The sequence below is a fragment of the Geodermatophilus africanus genome, assembly GCF_900107105.1.
GTDB lineage: Bacteria > Actinomycetota > Actinomycetes > Mycobacteriales > Geodermatophilaceae > Geodermatophilus > Geodermatophilus africanus.
In genome coordinates this window covers 13,622-30,856 of the sequence record NZ_FNOT01000021.1, presented here as the reverse complement: position 1 = coordinate 30,856, position 17,235 = coordinate 13,622, and the positions used below count along the sequence as shown (strand labels likewise).

Annotated in this window: 13 protein-coding genes and 1 pseudogene; 13 read left to right on the top strand and 1 reads right to left on the bottom strand. The window is 71.9% G+C overall.

Annotation, left to right across the window (positions count from 1 at the left end):
• The first annotated feature begins 2 nt into the window (after nucleotides 1–2).
• From BLW63_RS23235 to BLW63_RS23200, 8 genes are all read left to right on the top strand, one after another.
• Nucleotides 3–989, top strand: a complete 987-nt coding sequence (locus BLW63_RS23235; protein WP_091161601.1) for a DnaJ C-terminal domain-containing protein — start codon at nucleotides 3–5, stop codon at nucleotides 987–989.
• Nucleotides 986–1,372, top strand: a complete 387-nt coding sequence (locus BLW63_RS23230; protein ID WP_091161599.1) for a chaperone modulator CbpM — start codon at nucleotides 986–988, stop codon at nucleotides 1,370–1,372. The genes BLW63_RS23235 and BLW63_RS23230 overlap by 4 nt, the downstream gene beginning before the upstream one ends.
• On the top strand, nucleotides 1,363–3,987 hold the full coding sequence (clpB, locus tag BLW63_RS23225; RefSeq protein WP_091161596.1) for an ATP-dependent chaperone ClpB: 2,625 nt from the start codon (nucleotides 1,363–1,365) through the stop codon (nucleotides 3,985–3,987). Before BLW63_RS23230 ends, clpB begins: the two co-directional genes overlap by 10 nt.
• On the top strand, nucleotides 3,984–4,442 hold the full coding sequence (gene trxA, locus BLW63_RS23220) for a thioredoxin (RefSeq protein WP_091161593.1): 459 nt from the start codon (nucleotides 3,984–3,986) through the stop codon (nucleotides 4,440–4,442). The genes clpB and trxA overlap by 4 nt, the downstream gene beginning before the upstream one ends.
• The gene (locus BLW63_RS23215; protein WP_091161590.1) at nucleotides 4,439–4,711 is read left to right on the top strand and encodes a UBP-type zinc finger domain-containing protein; all 273 of its coding nucleotides are present in this window, start codon (nucleotides 4,439–4,441) and stop codon (nucleotides 4,709–4,711) included. Before trxA ends, BLW63_RS23215 begins: the two co-directional genes overlap by 4 nt.
• Nucleotides 4,708–6,417 carry an FAD-dependent oxidoreductase gene (locus BLW63_RS23210; RefSeq protein WP_170856938.1) on the top strand — a complete coding sequence of 570 codons (1,710 nt, stop codon included), beginning with the start codon at nucleotides 4,708–4,710 and terminating at the stop codon, nucleotides 6,415–6,417. The genes BLW63_RS23215 and BLW63_RS23210 overlap by 4 nt, the downstream gene beginning before the upstream one ends.
• Before the next feature lie 103 nt (nucleotides 6,418–6,520).
• A complete protein-coding gene (locus BLW63_RS23205) occupies nucleotides 6,521–7,600 on the top strand; it encodes a hypothetical protein (protein ID WP_211517260.1) in 1,080 nt (359 codons plus the stop codon).
• A 186-nt stretch (nucleotides 7,601–7,786) separates the two neighbouring features.
• Nucleotides 7,787–8,026: a hypothetical protein gene (locus BLW63_RS23200; RefSeq protein ID WP_091161585.1), complete on the top strand. Its 240-nt coding sequence runs from the start codon at nucleotides 7,787–7,789 to the stop codon at nucleotides 8,024–8,026.
• A 17-nt stretch (nucleotides 8,027–8,043) separates the two neighbouring features.
• Here the strand turns inward: BLW63_RS23200 and BLW63_RS29095 are convergent.
• Nucleotides 8,044–8,268, bottom strand: a pseudogene (locus tag BLW63_RS29095) (DUF2795 domain-containing protein); the annotation flags it as partial.
• A 416-nt stretch (nucleotides 8,269–8,684) separates the two neighbouring features.
• Between BLW63_RS29095 and BLW63_RS23190 the strand changes: the two are divergent.
• From BLW63_RS23190 to BLW63_RS23170, 5 genes are all read left to right on the top strand, one after another.
• Nucleotides 8,685–9,836, top strand: coding sequence for a zinc-dependent alcohol dehydrogenase (locus tag BLW63_RS23190; RefSeq protein ID WP_091161580.1), 1,152 nt, complete (start codon nucleotides 8,685–8,687; stop codon nucleotides 9,834–9,836).
• Between the two features lie 13 nt (nucleotides 9,837–9,849).
• The gene (locus BLW63_RS23185) at nucleotides 9,850–10,422 is read left to right on the top strand and encodes a hypothetical protein (protein WP_091161578.1); all 573 of its coding nucleotides are present in this window, start codon (nucleotides 9,850–9,852) and stop codon (nucleotides 10,420–10,422) included.
• Nucleotides 10,423–11,133: 711 nt separating this feature from the next.
• Nucleotides 11,134–13,659 carry an ATP-dependent Clp protease ATP-binding subunit gene (locus tag BLW63_RS28700; RefSeq protein WP_091161576.1) on the top strand — a complete coding sequence of 842 codons (2,526 nt, stop codon included), beginning with the start codon at nucleotides 11,134–11,136 and terminating at the stop codon, nucleotides 13,657–13,659.
• Between the two features lie 526 nt (nucleotides 13,660–14,185).
• Entirely contained in the window at nucleotides 14,186–16,429 is a 2,244-nt protein-coding gene (locus BLW63_RS23175) for a malate synthase G (protein WP_211517259.1), read from the top strand.
• 271 nt (nucleotides 16,430–16,700) lie between these two features.
• Nucleotides 16,701–17,147: a hypothetical protein gene (locus BLW63_RS23170; RefSeq protein WP_091161574.1), complete on the top strand. Its 447-nt coding sequence runs from the start codon at nucleotides 16,701–16,703 to the stop codon at nucleotides 17,145–17,147.
• The last annotated feature ends 88 nt before the right edge of the window (nucleotides 17,148–17,235 follow it).

Below are 17,235 nucleotides of genomic sequence, written 5' to 3'. Positions count from 1 at the left end.
GGATGGCCCGTGACTACTACGACGTGCTGGGGGTGTCGCGCGACGCGGACCAGGACGAGCTGCAGCAGGCGTTCCGGCGGCTGGCGCGGCAGAACCATCCGGACGTGAACAAGGATCCGGCGGCGGAGGAGCGGTTCAAGGAGATCAACGAGGCGTACTCCGCGCTGTCGGACCCGGAGCTCCGCAAGCGCTACGACCGGTTCGGGGAGGACTTCCGGCGGGTTCCCGAGGACTGGGAGCAGCGCGTCGGTGCCGGGGTCGGCGGATCCGGCGGCCGGACCGGTCGGGGTCGCCGCGCGACCTGGACCGCGGAGGGGACCGACGTCGGCGGGGGCTTCGGTGGCGGGGGCTTCGAGGGCATCGACATCGAGGACCTCCTGGGCGGCATGTTCGGCGGCCGCGGACGAGGCCCCCGTGTGGCCCGCACCGCGGGAGCGGATCAGGAGGCCGAGCTGCCGCTCACGGTGGAGGAGGCCTATCGCGGCGGGCGCAAGGAGATCACGCTCAACGGCCCCGAGGGCCCGCGCAGCTACACGGTCACGATCCCCCCCGGCGTCAACGACGGCCGGCGGATCAGGCTGACCGGTGAGGGAGGGCGGGGCCTCGGCGACGGCGCGCCCGGCGACCTCTACCTGGTCGTGCGACTGTTGCCTCACCCGCTCTTCCGCGTGCACGGCCGGAACATCCACGTCGACCTGAAGCTCGCCCCGTGGGAGGCGGCGCTCGGCGCGACCGTCCCGGTCGCCACGCCCGGGGGCGAGAGCAAGGTGACCGTGCCCCCCGGCTCCTCGTCGGGACGACGGCTCCGGCTGCGTGGGCAAGGCATGCCGGACCCGGCCGGGCATCCGGGCGACCTGTTCGCCGAGGTCAAGATCATGGTCCCGCCACGGCTCAGCGACCGTGAACGTGAGCTCTTCTCCGAACTCGCCACGTCGTCGACGTTCGATCCGCGCCGCGCTCCGACCGACGACGGGGGAGGACGTCGATGAGCCCGCCGAGTCGTCCGCTGCGCTACCCGCTGGCCCGGAGGCCGGCATCCGCCCTGCTGGACGAGGTGGAGTTCGCCCGGCGCTGTGGCCTGCACCCCGAGCTGGTGCGGCGGTTCTGGGCGCTGGGTCTGATCCCGGCTGCGCGTCACCTGGATGGGTCGCTGTGGTTCAGCCCCGCGCAGGTACCGGCCGTCGCGCGGTTCCAGCGGCTGCACGCCACCCTGCCCCTCAACTACGCCGCCCTCGGGCTCGTGTGCGACCTCCTCGACCGGATCGCCGATCTCGAGACCGCCCTGCGCGTTCGCGGGCGCACCGAACCCGTACGACGGCGCATTCCCCAGGAGCCCGCCAACCGACCCGAGCGGAGCCAGCTATGGACCTGAACCGCCTGACCCAGAAGTCCCAGGAGGCGCTCGCCGCCGCCCAGTCCCTGGCGATCGAGCACGGTCACACCGAGGTTGACGTCGAGCACCTGCTCACGGCCCTCCTCGACCAGCCGGAGGGCCTCGTCCCGCGGCTGATCTCTGCGACGGGCGCCGACCCTGCGGCCCTGCGCAAGGACATGGAAGCGGAGCTCTCCCGCAAGCCGCGGACCACCGGCACGGCGCCTCAGCCGGGGCAGGTCTCGCTCACGCAGCGGGTGGCCCGGGTGCTCGAGGCCGCCGACCGCGAGGCCAGGCGCATGAAGGACGAGTACGTCTCGGTCGAGCACCTGCTCGTCGCGCTGGCGGAGACGGGCTCGGCCACCGGGGCCGGGCGGGTGCTGGCGCAGCACGGCGTCACCCGCGACGCGTTCCTCTCCGCGCTGACGCAGGTGCGTGGCAACCAGCGCGTCACGTCCGCAACCCCGGAGGGCTCCTACGAGGCGCTCACGAAGTACGGGATGGATCTCGTGGAGTCGGCGCGTTCCGGCCGGCTCGACCCGGTGATCGGCCGTGACGCCGAGATCCGGCGGGTGATCCAGATCCTGTCCCGGAAATCGAAGAACAACCCCGTGCTCCTGGGCGAGCCAGGTGTCGGCAAGACCGCCATCGTCGAGGGGCTGGCCCAGCGGATCCTCAACGGGGACGTCCCCGAGGGGCTGCGCGACCGCACGATCTTCTCCCTCGACATGGGTCTGCTGATCGCGGGGGCGAAGTACCGCGGCGAGTTCGAGGAACGGCTCCAGGCGGTGCTGACCGAGGTGAAGGCCGCCGAGGGCCGGATCCTGCTGTTCATCGACGAGCTGCACAACGTGGTCGGGGCCGGTGCGTCCGAGGGCTCGATGGACGCGGGCAACATGCTCAAGCCGATGCTCGCCCGCGGCGAGCTACACATGATCGGCGCCACCACGCTCACCGAGTACCGGAAGTACATCGAGAAGGACGCCGCACTCGAGCGTCGCTTCCAGCCCGTCTTCGTCGACGAGCCGTCGGTCGAGGACGCGGTCTCGATCCTGCGCGGGCTGCGCGAGCGGTTCGAGGTGTTCCACGGCGTCCGGATCCTCGACGGCTCGCTGATCGCGGCGGCGACGCTGAGCCATCGCTACCTGACCGACCGGTTCCTGCCCGACAAGGCAATCGACCTCGTCGACGAGGCGTGCGCCCGGCTGCGCACCGAGATCGACTCCATGCCCGCCGAGCTCGACGAGATCACCCGCCGGGTGATGCGGCTGGAGATCGAGGAGGCGGCGCTGGAACAGGAGGACGATCCCGCCTCGGTCGCCCGCCTGGACCAGCTCCGCCGCGAACTGGCCGACCTGCGCGGCGAGGCGGACGCCATGCGGGCGCAGTGGAACGCAGAGCGGCAGGCGATCAAGCGGGTCCAGGAACTGCGGGCGGAGCTGGAACAGGTCCGCCACGAGATCCAGGAGGCGGAGCGGGCCTACGACCTCAACCGCGCCGCCGAGCTCCGCTTCAGCCGGCTGGCCGACCTGGAACGCAAGCTGGAGGTGGAGGAGCGACGGCTCGCCGAGAAGCAGGGCGAGCACAGCCTGCTGCGCGAGGTGGTCACCGCCGAGGAAATCGCCGAGATCGTCTCGGTCTGGACGGGCATCCCGGTGTCCCGGCTGACCGAGGGCGAGCGGGAGAAGCTGCTGCGCCTCGACGAGGTGCTGCACCGGCGCGTCGTCGGCCAGGACGAGGCGGTGCAGGCGGTCGCGGACGCGATCATCCGGGCCCGGTCCGGGGTCAAGGACCCGCGACGGCCGACCGGCTCGTTCATCTTCCTGGGCCCGACCGGCGTCGGGAAGACGGAGCTGGCCAAGGCGCTGGCCGAGGCGCTGTTCGACTCCGAGGACAACATCGTCCGGATCGACATGAGCGAGTACCAGGAGCGGCACACCGTGTCGCGGCTGGTCGGGGCTCCGCCCGGCTACGTCGGCTACGAGGAGGGCGGGCAGCTCACCGAGGCCGTGCGTCGACGTCCCTACGCCGTCGTCCTCTTCGACGAGATCGAGAAGGCGCACCCGGACGTCTTCAACACGCTGCTGCAGGTGCTCGACGACGGCCGGCTCACCGACGCGCAGGGCCGCACCGTCGACTTCCGCAACACCGTCATCATCATGACGTCGAACATCGGGTCGCAGTACCTGCTCGACGGCGTCACCGACGCCGGCCAGCTCAAGCCGGAGGCCCGTGACCTCGTGATGGCCGAGCTGCGGGGCCACTTCCGGCCGGAGTTCCTCAACCGGGTCGACGACACCGTGCTGTTCACGCCGCTCAACCCGGGCGAGATCGAAAACATCGTCGAGCTGATGCTCGCCGACCTCCGCGTCCGCCTCGCCGAACGAACCATCACGGTGGAGATCACCGAGGAGGCCAAGCGCTTCATCGCCCGGGAGGGCTACGACCCGGTCTACGGTGCGCGGCCGCTGCGGCGGTTCATCGCCAAGGAGGTGGAGACCCAGGTCGCGCGGGCGCTGCTGCGTGACGGGGCCATCGAGGGGTCCACCGTGCGGGTCGACGTGGACGGCGACCGGCTCGTCGTCACCCATGAGATGGTGGGAGCGCAGGCATGAGCGCCCCGACGACCGCGCGGTCGAGCATCGTCACCTGCTCGCACTGCTCGAAGAAGAACCGGGTGCCGGCCGTGGCGGACAGCATCCCGAAGTGCGGAAACTGCCACCAGCCCCTGCCCTGGATCGCCGATGCGGGCGACGACGAATTCGCCGAGGTCGCGGAGCGGGCTCCGGTCCCGGTGCTCGTGGATCTGTGGGCCACCTGGTGCGGCCCGTGCCGGATGGTGAGTCCCGCCCTCGAACGGCTGGCCACCGAGCGTGCCGGTGAGCTCAAGCTGGTCAAGGTCGACGTCGACCAGGCGCCCCGGCTCTCCCAGCGGTTCGAGGTGCGCGCCGTCCCCACGCTGATGGTCCTGCGGGACGGCGAGGTACTCGCCCGCCAGCCCGGAGCCGCCCCGGAGCCCGCGCTGCGCAGCTGGCTGGACGGGGCCCTGTCCGGAGGGTCTGCTCGATGACGATCCCGGCCGGCGTCGACCCGCACCTCGCCTTCGTGCGCGAGGACGTCGTCCCGCGCCCCCCGGAGGGCTGCGAGGAATGCCTGCGCTTCGGGTCCCCCTGGGTGCACCTGCGGTTGTGCCTGACCTGCGGGCACGTCGGGTGCTGCGACTCCTCGCCGAACCGGCACGCCCGGAAGCACGCAGGTCTGCTCGGCCACCCCGTCGTCCAGTCGTTCCAGCCGGTCGAGGACTGGCGCTGGTGCTACGTCGACGAGGCATACGCGTGACGACCCGGTCTGTGGGTGACCAGGGGCTGGAGGAACTCCTCGCGGACGTGCCGCCGGGGGAGACCCCGGATGTGACCGGCGCGTTTCCCCGGCTGGAGGACTCGCAGCTCCAGATGCTGGAGCGGTGGGGGGACCGACGACCCGTTCCGCACGGCGAGGTGCTCATCGCGGAGGGCGAGCCGGAGGACATCTTCTACGTCCTTCTCTCCGGGCGGGTCGCCGTGGCGGAGGCGGTCGGGACGCCGGACCAGCGCGTCGTCCGCGTGCACGGACCCGGCCGCTTCATCGGTGATCTGGGCATGCTCACCGAGCAGCCCGCCTACGCCACCAGCATCGTCGCCGACCCCGGGGAGGTGCTGGCGATCCCGGCCGAGTGGCTGCGCGCCGGGGCGGCCGCGTCCCCGGCCTTCGGCGACCTGCTGCTGCGCGCCCTCCTGCTCCGGCGCTGGCTGGCGCTCGGGGAGGGGATGGGGTTCCGGATCGTCGGCTCCCGGTACTCCGCCGAGAGCCGGCAGCTGCGCGAGTTCGCCGGTCGCAACCGGCTGCCGCACAAGTTCGTCGACCTGGAGACCGATCCGTCGGCCGAGCGGCTGCTCCGCGGCCTCGAACTGGCGCCCGACGACACGCCCGTGGTGCTCTTCCGGAACCAGGTGCTGCGCAACCCGTCCCCGGCGGACCTCGCCGCGGCGTTCGGCCTGCGCGAGGTCGACTCCGCGGAGAAGGTCGTCGACCTGGTGGTGGTGGGCGCCGGCCCGGCGGGCCTCGCGGCCGCGGTCTACGGCGCCTCGGAGGGCCTCGACACCGCGGTGGTCGACGGCGTCGCGCCGGGCGGGCAGGCGGCGCGGACGTCGTGCATCGAGAACTACCTCGGCTTCCCCTCGGGGATCTCCGGGGGCGAGCTGGCCGATCGCGCCGTGCTGCAGGCGGAGAAGTTCGGGGCGCGGAGGTCCGTCCCGGCGGAGGTGGTGGTGATGGAGGAGCGCGACGGGAACCACGTGCTGCGGTTCGCCGACGGCGGTGAGCTGGCCACGCGCACGGTCATCGTCGCGTCCGGCGTGCGGGTCCGCCGGCTCCCGGTCCCCGGACTGGATCAGTTCGAGGACACCTGCGTGTACTACGCGGCCACGCCCATCGAGGCCCAGCAGTGCGCCGGCGACCCGGTGGTGGTCGTGGGTGGGGGCAACTCCGGCGGCCAGGCCGCGGTCTTCCTCACCGACCACGCCGCCCAGGTCCGCCTGCTGGTCCGAGAGGACAGGCTCGACGAGAACATGTCGCGCTACCTCGCCGACCGGATCACCCAGGACCCGCGCATCGAGGTGCACCCGCACACCATGGTGGAGGAACTGGAGGGCGAGGGCGGCCGCCTCGAGGCCGTCGTCGTGAAGGACACGGTGACCGGTGAGCGGCAGCGCCTGCTCGCGCGCGACCTCATGGTGTTCATAGGGGGTGTGCCCAGCACGTCGTGGTTGCCGGACTCGGTCGCCCTGGACTCCGGTGGTTACGTACTGACCGGGTCGGACGCCCGCCGGGCGACGGAGCGGGGGGAGTCCGACGGACCCGACCCGCTGCTGCTCGAGACCAGCCTGCCCGGCGTCTTCGCAGCGGGCGACGTGCGCAGCGGCTCGGTGAAGCGGGTCGCCTCGGCGGCGGGGGAGGGCGCGATGGCGGTCCGCCTGGTGCACGAGCACCTGGCGACGGCGCGGTGAGCGACGAGCGCGCGAGGACGTGCGGAACCCGTCGACCGACCGGCTGGTGAGGGCGATCGAGCTCTTCCGGCCGGCTCTCTAGATCGAGCCGGCGGACACCCGGGTGCCCGACGTCCGGGTGGGAGTGGTCAACGCACCCACGCTCTCCGACGAGCTGACCGCCGGCCTCGTCGACGACATCCGGGGTGACCTCGAAGCAGGCTTCCCCGACATGAGGTGGCATCTCCAACTCCTCGACGACGGTCTGGTGGAGCCGCCGGCGGAAGACGGCCAGATCGTCGGCGCAGCTCGCCAGCTCCTCCTGACGCGCGCGTGGGACCTCGTCGTCGTCCTGACCGATCTGCCCCTGGCGGTTGCGAGACGGCCGGTCGTGGCCCACGCGAGCCCGATGCACGGGGTCGCGGTCCTCTCGGTGCCCGCGCTCGGAAGTCTTGCCGTGCGACGGCGTCTCCGCGACGCCGTGCCGCGCCTGATCGGCGCACTGCTCGGGGAGGTCGGAGACGACGGCGCCGACGGTCGCACGGATGCGGCGCGGTGGCGGCGCATCAGTTCCCGGTTGCGCGAGCTGGGCTCCGAGGTCGAGGGGGAGGTGCCGTCGTTCCGCTTCACGACTCGTGTGTTCACCGGTCACCTGCGGCTGCTGTTCGGCATGGTGCGGGCCAATCGTCCGTGGCAGTTGGCCGCTCGCTTGTCCCGGGCACTGACGGCGGCCGCTGCGGCGGGTGTCTTCGCGCTGGTCACCCCGGACATCTGGAGCCTGGCCGGTGCCTTCAGGTGGCAGCGGTTGGCGGTCGTCAGCGTGGTCTCGGTCCTCGCGATCGCCATGACCCTGATCGTCGGCGCGCGGCTGTGGGAGCGCGCATCTGACCCGCGCGCGAGGCAACAGGTGGTGCTGTTCAACATCGCGACCACGGCGACGGTCGTGATCGGGGTGGCGGCCTTCTATGCCGCGCTCTTCGTGCTGAGCCTGCTCGGCGGCCTGCTGCTCGTCGTCCCGTCCGTCCTCGCCGATGCGATCAGCCATCCGGTGACCTTCGGGGACTACGTCGAGGTCGCCTGGTTGACGTCCTCGCTGGCGACTGTCGGCGGGGCACTCGGCGCGGGTCTCGAGTCGGACGAGGCGGTTCGTCGTGCTGCCTACACGTATCGCACGAGTCGCGCCACCGAGCACGGAGGCGGCTGACCAGCTCGGGGAAGACGTCGCTGGTCAACCTGGCCCGTGAGCGGCCGCGGTGGCTCCGGGAATTGCCGGTCCTTGATGTCAACCCATGGATGTTCTCCGGCGCCGAGCAGAACCCGACGCGGAAGCCGGGTAGGCGTCTTGTGACGCCGAACGCGGTGTCGCGCTGCCGTCCCGGGGAGGACCACCATGCGAGTCGAGGACCTGTCGGGGGAAGACGCCGCGGTCTACCGGGCCGTGGCCGAGGCGGAGGTCGGTGTCGGCGCTCCGCACCTGCAGGACATCGCTCGTGCTGCCGGGCTGGACCTCGAACGGGCGCGGGCCGCCGTCCACCGTCTGTGGCACAGCGAGCCCAAGATCCTGCACGAGGTGCCCGGCGCCGGCCCCACCGATCTGGGACCGACCTACGAACTGGCGCCGCGGACCTGAGTGCCGTCGACCCGGTTCTAGCGGGGCTCGCGCATGTGCTCGGCGACCCCGCTGGGGGCACGGGTGCGGGCCTGCTCGGCCGCCCGGCTCGCCGATCGGCCCGCTCCGGGGTCTCCGGGTACCGAGCGCATCACCTCCGCACGGTTGCGGTACTCGACCGGCGGGATGGCCCGGAGGCTGCGGACCACCGCATCGGGCGCGCCCGCCCGCTCGGCGGCGACCAGCACCTCCTTGCCGGCCGGGTAGTCGACGTCCGCTGGTTGCCGTCCATCGGGGAGGCCTGCTGGATACGTCTACGCGGCTTGCATGATCAGGAGGGAGTGCGGGGGAACCGCCAACCGGGGCTGCACTGACCCCGATGCTGATCTGGCCGCGGTGCGACGGCTGAGCCGGGGCGCCACGGGCGACCCCGGGCGTGCAACTGGCCGTCGCGCAGGGCGCCCTGGCGCTCGCCGCATCCGGTCCGTCCGAGACGACGCTGTTCTTCGGCGAACCGGCTGTTGGCCACAGTGAACGCCGGGCGACCCGAGCGGCGGCAGCGTCGCGTGCCGGCCGACGGAGATCGGTCGTTCTGCCGATACGGAGTCGGATGTGGCGTGGGTATCTACTGCGGCGACGGCGGCGGGACGCGGCCGAGCGCACCTGAGGGGAGCATTCGATGCGAGCGATGGTGTACCGGGGGCCGTACAAGATCCGGGTCGAGGAGAAGGACATCCCCGCGATCGAGCATCCCAACGACGCGATCGTGCGGGTGACGCTCGCGGCGATCTGCGGCTCGGACCTGCACATGTACCACGGGGCGATGCCGGACACGCGGATCGGGATGACCTTCGGTCACGAATTCATCGGGGTGGTCGAGCAAGTCGGCTCGTCGGTGCAGAACCTGCAGGTCGGCGACCGGGTGATGGTGCCGTTCAACATCTGTTGCGGGTCCTGCTGGTACTGCACCCGCGGGCTGTACTCCAACTGTAACAACACCAACGCCAACCACTACGCCGTCGGCGGCATCTACGGCTACTCCCACACGGCCGGCGGGTACGACGGTGCTCAGTCGGAGTACGTGCGGGTGCCCTTCGCCGACGTCGGACCGACCCTGATCCCGGACTGGATGTCCGACGAGGACGCCGTGCTGCTGACCGACGCGGCCCCGACCGGCTACTTCGGCGCCCAGCTCGGCGACATCGTCGAGGGCGACGTGGTGATCGTCTTCGGTGCCGGGCCGGTGGGACTTCTCGCGGCGAGGTCCGCGTGGCTCATGGGCGCCGGCCGGGTCATCGTCATCGACCACCTGGACTACCGGCTGGAGAAGGCGCGCGAGTTCGCCCAGGCGGAGACCTTCAACTTCACCGAGTACCGCGACATCGTTCTCGAGATGAAGAAGCAGACCGACTTCTTCGGCGCGGACGTGGCCATCGAGGCCGTCGGCGCGGAGGCCGACGGAGCCTTCTTCCAGCACGTCACCGCGTCGAAGCTGAAGCTGCAGGGCGGCGGTTCGCCGGTGGCGCTGAACTGGGCGATCGACTCCGTCCGCAAGGGCGGGACGATCTCGGTGGTGGGCGGCTTCGGGCCGCTCTTCAGCAACGTGAAGATGGGTGACCTGATGAACAAGGGCCTGACCCTGCACTCGAACCAGACCCCGGTGAAGAGGCAGTGGCCGCGGCTGTTCGAACACGTGCGCAACGGCTACCTCAAGCCCAGGGAGCTCGTCACGCACCGCTTCCCCCTCGAGCACATCACCGAGGGCTACCACGTCTTCTCCTCCAAGCTGGACGGCTGCATCAAGCCGCTGGTCGTCCCGAGCGCGGCCTGACAGGAGGCCAACCATGGCGTACACACCGCAGAAGCCACCGATCGCCGAGTCCAGTGATGCGCTGCGAGAGCGCATCTCCGGCTGGGGCGTGGACCTGGACCCGAAGGACCGCCCCTCAGCGCGCCGGCTGGTGTTCCAGGAGAACACCGGCGCGCACTGGCAGTTCCCGGAGCGGCAGCCGCAGAAGTGGCCACGCGAGCGCTCGATCGAGCACAAGTTCCTCACCCCGGTCTTCGGGACGGCCTGCCCGCCGAAGGGCCTGTCCGGCACCATCCGCAGGCTGGCCTACGCCCGCTACAGCGAGGGCCAGTCCGCGCACTGGCTGCTCCTGGTACTGGCTGACCGGGTCGACGCCTGGGAGCACCACCTCACGTCCTTCCTCACGCTGCGCCCCGACAACCCCATCACCGAGACGGGCGTGCTGAGCGAGTTCACCCGCCACGGCCTGAGTTCGCGCTTCGGCCAGCACCGTGCCGACCTGAAGCACCAGTGGCTGGATCCGATCGTCGTCGCCGGCCCCTGGCTGGCGGCGGCCTGGCTGGTGTTCTCCGGCGCCAGGAAGTTGGTCAGGCGCGCGCAGTCCTGAGCCGTCGCGGACGCGCGCGTGCGGTTCACCGGTCGGGCCGGCCTGGCTCCGTGCCGTCGGCCTGGCCGGCGACCAGCGGGGCGGCCGTCCCGGTGCGTTCGAGGGGGTGGTCGCCGACGCCCACGGACCGGAGGTTCGTCGTGCAGTCCCCGCCCCGCTGTTCCAGGAGATCGCCCGTCATCGCTGACGCGGCGGAAAGCGTGGACGATCGGGCGCGGGCACTTCTCCAGGCGCTGCGACCGGTGGTGCGGCGTTGATGTCGATGACCGCGTTCGGCTGAGCGTCCGGGATGCCGAGGAAGCTCAGCACCGCCAGCGGCGCAGGTCCTGCCGCGCGGACCGGAGGACCACGCCCAGCGCCGCGACCACAGCCGCGCGGTGAGCGGGAACGTAGGGGCCGGTTGCCGAACTCGATGACGCCGTGCCCGGCCGACTCCGGCGTGGGCGCGAAGCCCCCGTCGGTGCAGCGGGGCAGGTCCGGCAGCCGAGCAAGGGGCCGGTCAGCGCCACTGAGCCCCAGGTGACGACGATGAGCCCGTTGGCGAGGTCCCCCCGGACAGCGGCGCGCAGAAGGACAGAGGAGGACCGGCACGGCCCGATGCGAGGCGGTCCGCCTCGATGGACAGCCGCCTCGGCAGGATGACCGATGGAGATCCCGACCCAGGACGAGTAGGGCAGTAGGGGACCACGCCACTCCCGGGACGGACGAGCGATGACCAGCGGATACTTCCCAGGCTCTTACGGCAGCCCCTTCGACGACTTCTTCGCCCGCTACATGGGCGGCGCTCGCCAGCCCCGCCAGCGCGTCGACATCACCCAGTTCCTCAGCGAGCAGGCCCGGGAACTGGTGAACGCGGCCGCGCGCCGGGCCGCCGAGGTGGGCAGCCCGGACCTCGACACCGACCACCTGCTGCGGGCGATGACCGAGGAGGAGCCCACCCGGCAGCTGATCAGCCGCGCGGGCGCCGACCCGGCGCAGCTGCGCGCCGAGCTCGACGGCGTGCCGCGTCGCGGCGAGCCGCGCGCCGAGACGCCGGCCCTCACCCCCGCGGCCAAGCGCGCCCTCCTCGACGCCCACCAGATCTCCCGCGCGCTGGGCTCCACCTACATCGGTCCCGAACACCTGCTGTTCGCGCTGGCGGTCAACCCGGACTCGCCCGGTGGGCGGCTCCTGCGCCAGCGGGGCGTCACGCCGGAGGCCCTGCAGCAGGCCGTCAGCGGCGCAGGCGGCGGGCAGGGCGGGGCCGGTCGGCCCCCGTCGAGCACCCCGACGCTGGACGAGTACGGCCGCGACCTGACCGCGATGGCCCGCAACGGGGAGATCGACCCGGTGATCGGCCGGGAGCAGGAGATCGAGCAGACCGTCGAGGTGCTCTCCCGGCGGCGCAAGAACAACCCCGTGCTCATCGGGGAGGCCGGCGTCGGGAAGACCGCGATCGTCGAGGGGATCGCCGCCCAGATCGCCGAGGGCGACGTCCCGGAGACCCTCCGCGGCCGCCGGGTGGTGGAGATCGACCTGACCGGACTGGTCGCCGGCACGCGCTACCGCGGCGACTTCGAGGAGCGGCTGAAGAAGGTCATCGACGAGATCCGCGAGCACAGCGACGAGGTCATCGCGTTCATCGACGAGCTGCACACCGTCGTCGGGGCAGGCGCCTCCGAGGGGTCCGGCGGTGCCGGCAACATGCTCAAGCCGGCCCTCGCCCGCGGCGAGCTGCACATCATCGGCGCCACGACGCTCGACGAGTACCGCCGCAACATCGAGAAGGACGCCGCGCTGGAGCGCCGCTTCCAGCCCATCCTGGTGGCCGAGCCGAGCGTCGAGGACACGGTGCAGATCCTGTGCGGCCTGCGCGACCGATACGAGGCCCACCACCAGGTCCGGTTCACCGACGAGGCCGTCGTCGCGGCCGTGGAGCTCTCCGACCGCTACATCACCGACCGGCACCTGCCCGACAAGGCGATCGATCTCATCGATCAGGCGGGGGCACGCGTGCGCCGGCGGGTGAAGACGCCCCCGACCGACCTGCGCGGCCTGGAGCACGAGGCCGAGCGGCTGCAGCGGGAGAAGGACCAGGCGGTCGCGGCCGAGCAGTACGAGCGGGCCTCCGAGCTGCGCGACCAGGTCGCCGAGGCCCAGCAGCGGCTCGAGCAGGCCCGGGAGGGCGGCGGTGAGGTGCCGGGCGTCCCCGAGGTCGGCGTCGAGGACATCGCCGAGGTGGTGTCCCGGGCCACCGGCATCCCGGTCAGCCAGCTCACCCAGGAGGAGATGGAGCGGCTGCTCGGCCTCGAGCGGCGCCTGCACGAGCGGGTGGTCGGGCAGGACGAGGCGGTCGAGGTCGTCGCCGAGGCGGTGCGCCGCTCGCGTGTCGGCCTTGGCGACCCGGACCGTCCGATCGGCAGCTTCCTGTTCCTGGGGCCGACCGGCGTGGGCAAGACCGAGTTGGCGCGGGCGCTGGCCGAGGCGCTCTTCGGCGACGAGGACCGGATGATCCGGCTGGACATGAGCGAATTCCAGGAGCGGCACACGGTCAGCCGGCTGGTCGGGTCCCCGCCCGGCTACGTGGGATACGAGGACGCCGGGCAGCTGACCGAGGCGGTGCGCCGCCGGCCGTACTCGGTGGTGCTCTTCGACGAGATCGAGAAGGCCCACCCCGACGTCTTCAACACCCTGCTGCAGGTGCTCGACGACGGCCGGCTGACCGACTCCCAGGGCCGGACCGTGGACTTCCGCAACACCGTGATCATCATGACCAGCAACCTCGGGTCGGAGCTGATCGTCGGGCGGCACGGCCCGCTCGGGTTCGGCAACAGCACCGCGCACGAGTCCAACGCCGACCTGCGCGACCAGGTGATGCGCCGGCTGCGGGAGGCGTTCCGGCCGGAGTTCCTCAACCGGATCGACGAGATCGTGGTGTTCCAACAGCTGGACAACACCCAGCTGGGGCGGATCACCGACCTGATGCTGGACGAGACCCGCCGGCGGTTGCGGGCCCAGGGCATCGAGGTCGAGTTCACTCCGGAGGCGGTCAGCTGGCTCGCCGAGCGCGGGTTCGAACCGCACTTCGGCGCCCGCCCGCTGCGCCGGGCCATCCAGCGCGAGGTGGACAACCGGCTCTCCCGGTTGATGCTCGACGGCCGGGTGCGCAGCGGCCATCGGGTGCGCGTCGTGGTCCGGGACGGCGACCTCGACCTCGAGGTGGAGGACGTGCGGGAGGCCGCGTCAGCGCAGGCGTGAGCGGTCGTCACCGGCGTCCCGTGCCGAGCTCAGTGGGGCTCGGAACTGACGCCGCGACGGTGGTCGCCGCGGTGTCGTGCCGGTGGAGGTCATCCTCGTGCCGGGCCGGTGGGATCCAGCCGATCTCGCCCTGTAGCGTCGGGCCAGTCTGCGGTCGCGCGGGGCGGCCGTGGCGCTCAGGACCTTGAGCAGGCCGTCCGGGCGGTCGCCCGGCGGCCGCGCCGCCGACGCGTGCGTAAGCGTGATCGCGATACCGGTGCGCCGCGCAAACGGCCCCGGCAAGGGTGTCCGAGGGGCGACACGGTACATGCGCACACGGCTGTCGGTGGTCGGCCGGACAGTGACCGCTGCGGCCACTGGGCCGACCGGCCACGTGCCGCTGATGATGGCCATCGGACCGCCGAACCCGGCGCCGTCTAGGCCTAGGGCCGCATGCGCCGGGTACGTCCCTGTCCCGTTCCGAGAACGAGACGGTGGACGCGCGGGACGGAAGTCCCGACACACGAGAGAGACGAGGGTGGAAATCGTGAGCGACGCAACCGCTACCGCCGGCCTGCACGTCGACCCTGCGCTGCGTGACTTCGTGGGCGAGGAGCTGCTGGCCGGGCTCGATCTGCAGCCGGCGCAGTTCTGGTCGACCGTCGCCGAGCTGCAGGAGCGGTTCTCCGGACGGGTCGGTGAACTGCTGCGCCGCCGCGACGAGCTGCAGACGCAGATCGACGCCTGGCACCGGGAGCACGGGGTCGGCGACGTCGAGGCGCTGGAGGCCTTCCTCACCGACATCGGCTACCTGCTGCCGCTGGAGGAGCCCACCGTCCACGTGGAGCGCGTGGACCGCGAGATCGCCGAGGTGCCGGGTCCCCAGCTCGTCGTCCCGGCGACCGTGCCGCGCTACGCGCTCAACGCCGCGAACGCCCGCTGGGGGTCGCTGTACGACGCGCTCTACGGCACGGACGCGCTGCCGACGGAGCACGAGCTGGCACCGGGCTACGACGAGCGCCGCGGTGCCCAGGTCATCGCCGAGGCCGACCGCCTGCTCGACCGCTACTTCCCGCTGGCCGAGGGCAGCCACGGCGACGTCGTCGCGTACCGGGTGCCCTCACCGGGGGAGCTCGCCGTCGAGACGGCGGCGGGGACCACCGGCCTGGCCGACCCGGCCCAGTTCGCCGGGCACCGGCCCGGCGACGGCGACGGCGACGGCGACCGGCCGGCCGCGGTCCTGCTGCGCCGGCACGGGCTGCACCTGGAGCTGGCGATCGACCCCTCGACCCGGGTGGGCGCCCAGCACCACGCCGGGGTCTCCGACGCTGCGCTCGAGTCCGCGGTGACCACGATCGTCGACCTGGAGGATTCGGTCGCCACGGTCGACGGGCCGGACAAGGTGGGCGCTTACCGGACGTGGCTGGGGCTGCGCACCGGCGAGCTCACCGCGTCGTTCGGCAAGGGCGGGCGCACCGTGACCCGCACCGTCAACGGCGACCGCAGCTACGTCGGCGTCGACGGCCAGGAGCTGACCCTGCCCGGCCGGTCGCTGCTGCTCGTGCGCAACGTGGGGCACCACATGCGGCTGGACGCCGTCCGCACCGCCGACGGCGAGCCCATCCTCGAGGAGGTCCTCGACGCGCTCGTCTCCGCGACCGCCGCGCTGCAGGAGTTCCGTGGGAACGGCCGCGTCTCCAACACCCGGACCGGCAGCGTGTACATCGTCAAGCCGAAGATGCACGGCCCGGACGAGGTGGCCCTGTCCGTGGAGCTCCTCGCCGCCGTGGAGGAGGCGCTCGGCCTGGAGCCGACGACCCTCAAGATCGGGATCATGGACGAGGAGAAGCGCACCTCGACCAACCTGGAGGCCTGCATCGCGCGGGCGGCCGACCGTGTCATCTTCGTCAACACGGGCTTCCTCGACCGCACCGGCGACGAGATCCACACCGATTTCGAGGCCGGGCCCGTGGTCCGCAAGGACGACCAGAGGTCGCAGACCTGGTTGACGACCTACGAGGACCGCAACGTCGACGTGGCGCTGCGCGCCGGGTTCGCCGGGCAGGCGCAGATCGGCAAGGGCATGTGGGCCAAGCCGGCGGCGATGCGGGAGATGCTCGACACCAAGGGCGCGCACCCGAGGGCCGGGGCGAACACCGCCTGGGTGCCCTCGCCGACCGCGGCCACGCTGCATGCGCTGCACTACCTCGAGACGGACGTGCTCTCGGTGCAGGAGGAGATCAGCAAGCGCCCCCTCGCCGACCGGCGGGGCCTGCTCGTGGCCCCGGTGCTGCCCGACGGCGGCGCCGGCCTCTCCGACGAGGAGAAGCGGCACGAGCTGGAGACCAACGCGCAGTCCATCCTGGGCTACGTCGTGCGCTGGGTCGGCCTGGGCATCGGCTGCTCGACCGTGCCCACCCTCGAGGGGGTGGGCCTGATGGAGGACCGCGCGACCCTGCGGATCTCCAGCCAGCAGATCGCGAACTGGCTGCACCACGGGCTGGTCGAGGAGGCTCAGGTCCGCGAGACCTTCGCCCGGATGGCGGCGCTGGTCGACGAGCAGAACGCCGGCGAGCCGGGCTACCAGCCGATGTGCGCCGACCTCGACGGCAGCCCGTCGTTCCAGGCGGCGCTGGACCTGGTCTTCTCCGGACGGCAGGAACCCAACGGCTACACCGAGCCGGCACTGACGCGCTGGCGGCAGCGGGCCAAGGCAACAGCCGGTAGCGGCGCGGAGCCGCGGACCCGGGAGGCCGTCCTCGACGACCACGCACCGAGCCCGGCCTCCTGAACCGGTCCCACACCAGGCCGAGGCCGATTCCTCAGCGCCGCGGTGATGGACGGCTGCATCCACCCGTCGGACCACGCGACAGCCACGGGGCGATGGGTCGATGCCCCGCGGCGGTCAGACTCTCGGTTCCAGGCCACGCGGCGCCTCACGGCGCCGCGTGGCCAAGTCCTGTGCAGCCGCAGGCGGCACTCGCAGTCGCACCCGCGTTCGCCCCCGTGGCACCATCGCCGACACGACTTGCCCGTGAACATCGGCGTTCGCAGGAGCAGACATGACTCGGTACCTCGTGGTCGCGCACGAGACGGTCACCAACCCGGAGTTGCTCAAGCAGGTTCGCGCGGTCAGGGAGCAGGACAGGGAGGCGGAGTTCGTGCTCCTCGTCCCGGCGACGCCGGTACGGCACCTGCTGTTCCGGCGAGGCGACGAGCGTGACGCCGACGTCGCTGCCCACAAGCTCGCCGACCGAGCCAGGACACTGTTCGCCAAGAGGGGAGTGCCGCTCAGCGACGTCCGCGTCGGCGCGCCCGATCCGATCGAGGCCATCGACGGGGAGGTGGAGCGCAACCCGGGGTACGCCGGGTTCATCATCTCCACGTTGCCGGAGGAGAAGTCCCGTTGGCTGCGGATGGACCTGCCTCGCGCGGTCGGTGCGAAGTACGGCCTGCCGGTCCACCACGTCGTGGCCACCCAGGACTACACGCTCGGCGATCTGCCCTGAGCGTGGCTGCGCGACTGCGAGCGGAGAGGCCCATCACCGGGTGGCTGTCACGGGATGGCGCATGGATCAGCCGATCATGTGCCGCGTC

Excerpts from the sequence above, each read along its gene's own strand:
- BLW63_RS23235 (WP_091161601.1), top strand. The coding sequence starts at position 3 with ATGGCCCGTGACTACTACGACGTGCTGGGGGTGTCGCGCGACGCGGAC.
- BLW63_RS23230 (WP_091161599.1), top strand. The coding sequence starts at position 986 with ATGAGCCCGCCGAGTCGTCCGCTGCGCTACCCGCTGGCCCGGAGGCCG.
- clpB (WP_091161596.1), top strand. The coding sequence starts at position 1,363 with ATGGACCTGAACCGCCTGACCCAGAAGTCCCAGGAGGCGCTCGCCGCC.
- trxA (WP_091161593.1), top strand. The coding sequence starts at position 3,984 with ATGAGCGCCCCGACGACCGCGCGGTCGAGCATCGTCACCTGCTCGCAC.
- BLW63_RS23215 (WP_091161590.1), top strand. The coding sequence starts at position 4,439 with ATGACGATCCCGGCCGGCGTCGACCCGCACCTCGCCTTCGTGCGCGAG.
- BLW63_RS23200 (WP_091161585.1), top strand. The coding sequence starts at position 7,787 with ATGCGAGTCGAGGACCTGTCGGGGGAAGACGCCGCGGTCTACCGGGCC.
- BLW63_RS23190 (WP_091161580.1), top strand. The coding sequence starts at position 8,685 with ATGCGAGCGATGGTGTACCGGGGGCCGTACAAGATCCGGGTCGAGGAG.
- BLW63_RS23185 (WP_091161578.1), top strand. The coding sequence starts at position 9,850 with ATGGCGTACACACCGCAGAAGCCACCGATCGCCGAGTCCAGTGATGCG.
- BLW63_RS28700 (WP_091161576.1), top strand. The coding sequence starts at position 11,134 with ATGACCAGCGGATACTTCCCAGGCTCTTACGGCAGCCCCTTCGACGAC.
- BLW63_RS23170 (WP_091161574.1), top strand. The coding sequence starts at position 16,701 with ATGACTCGGTACCTCGTGGTCGCGCACGAGACGGTCACCAACCCGGAG.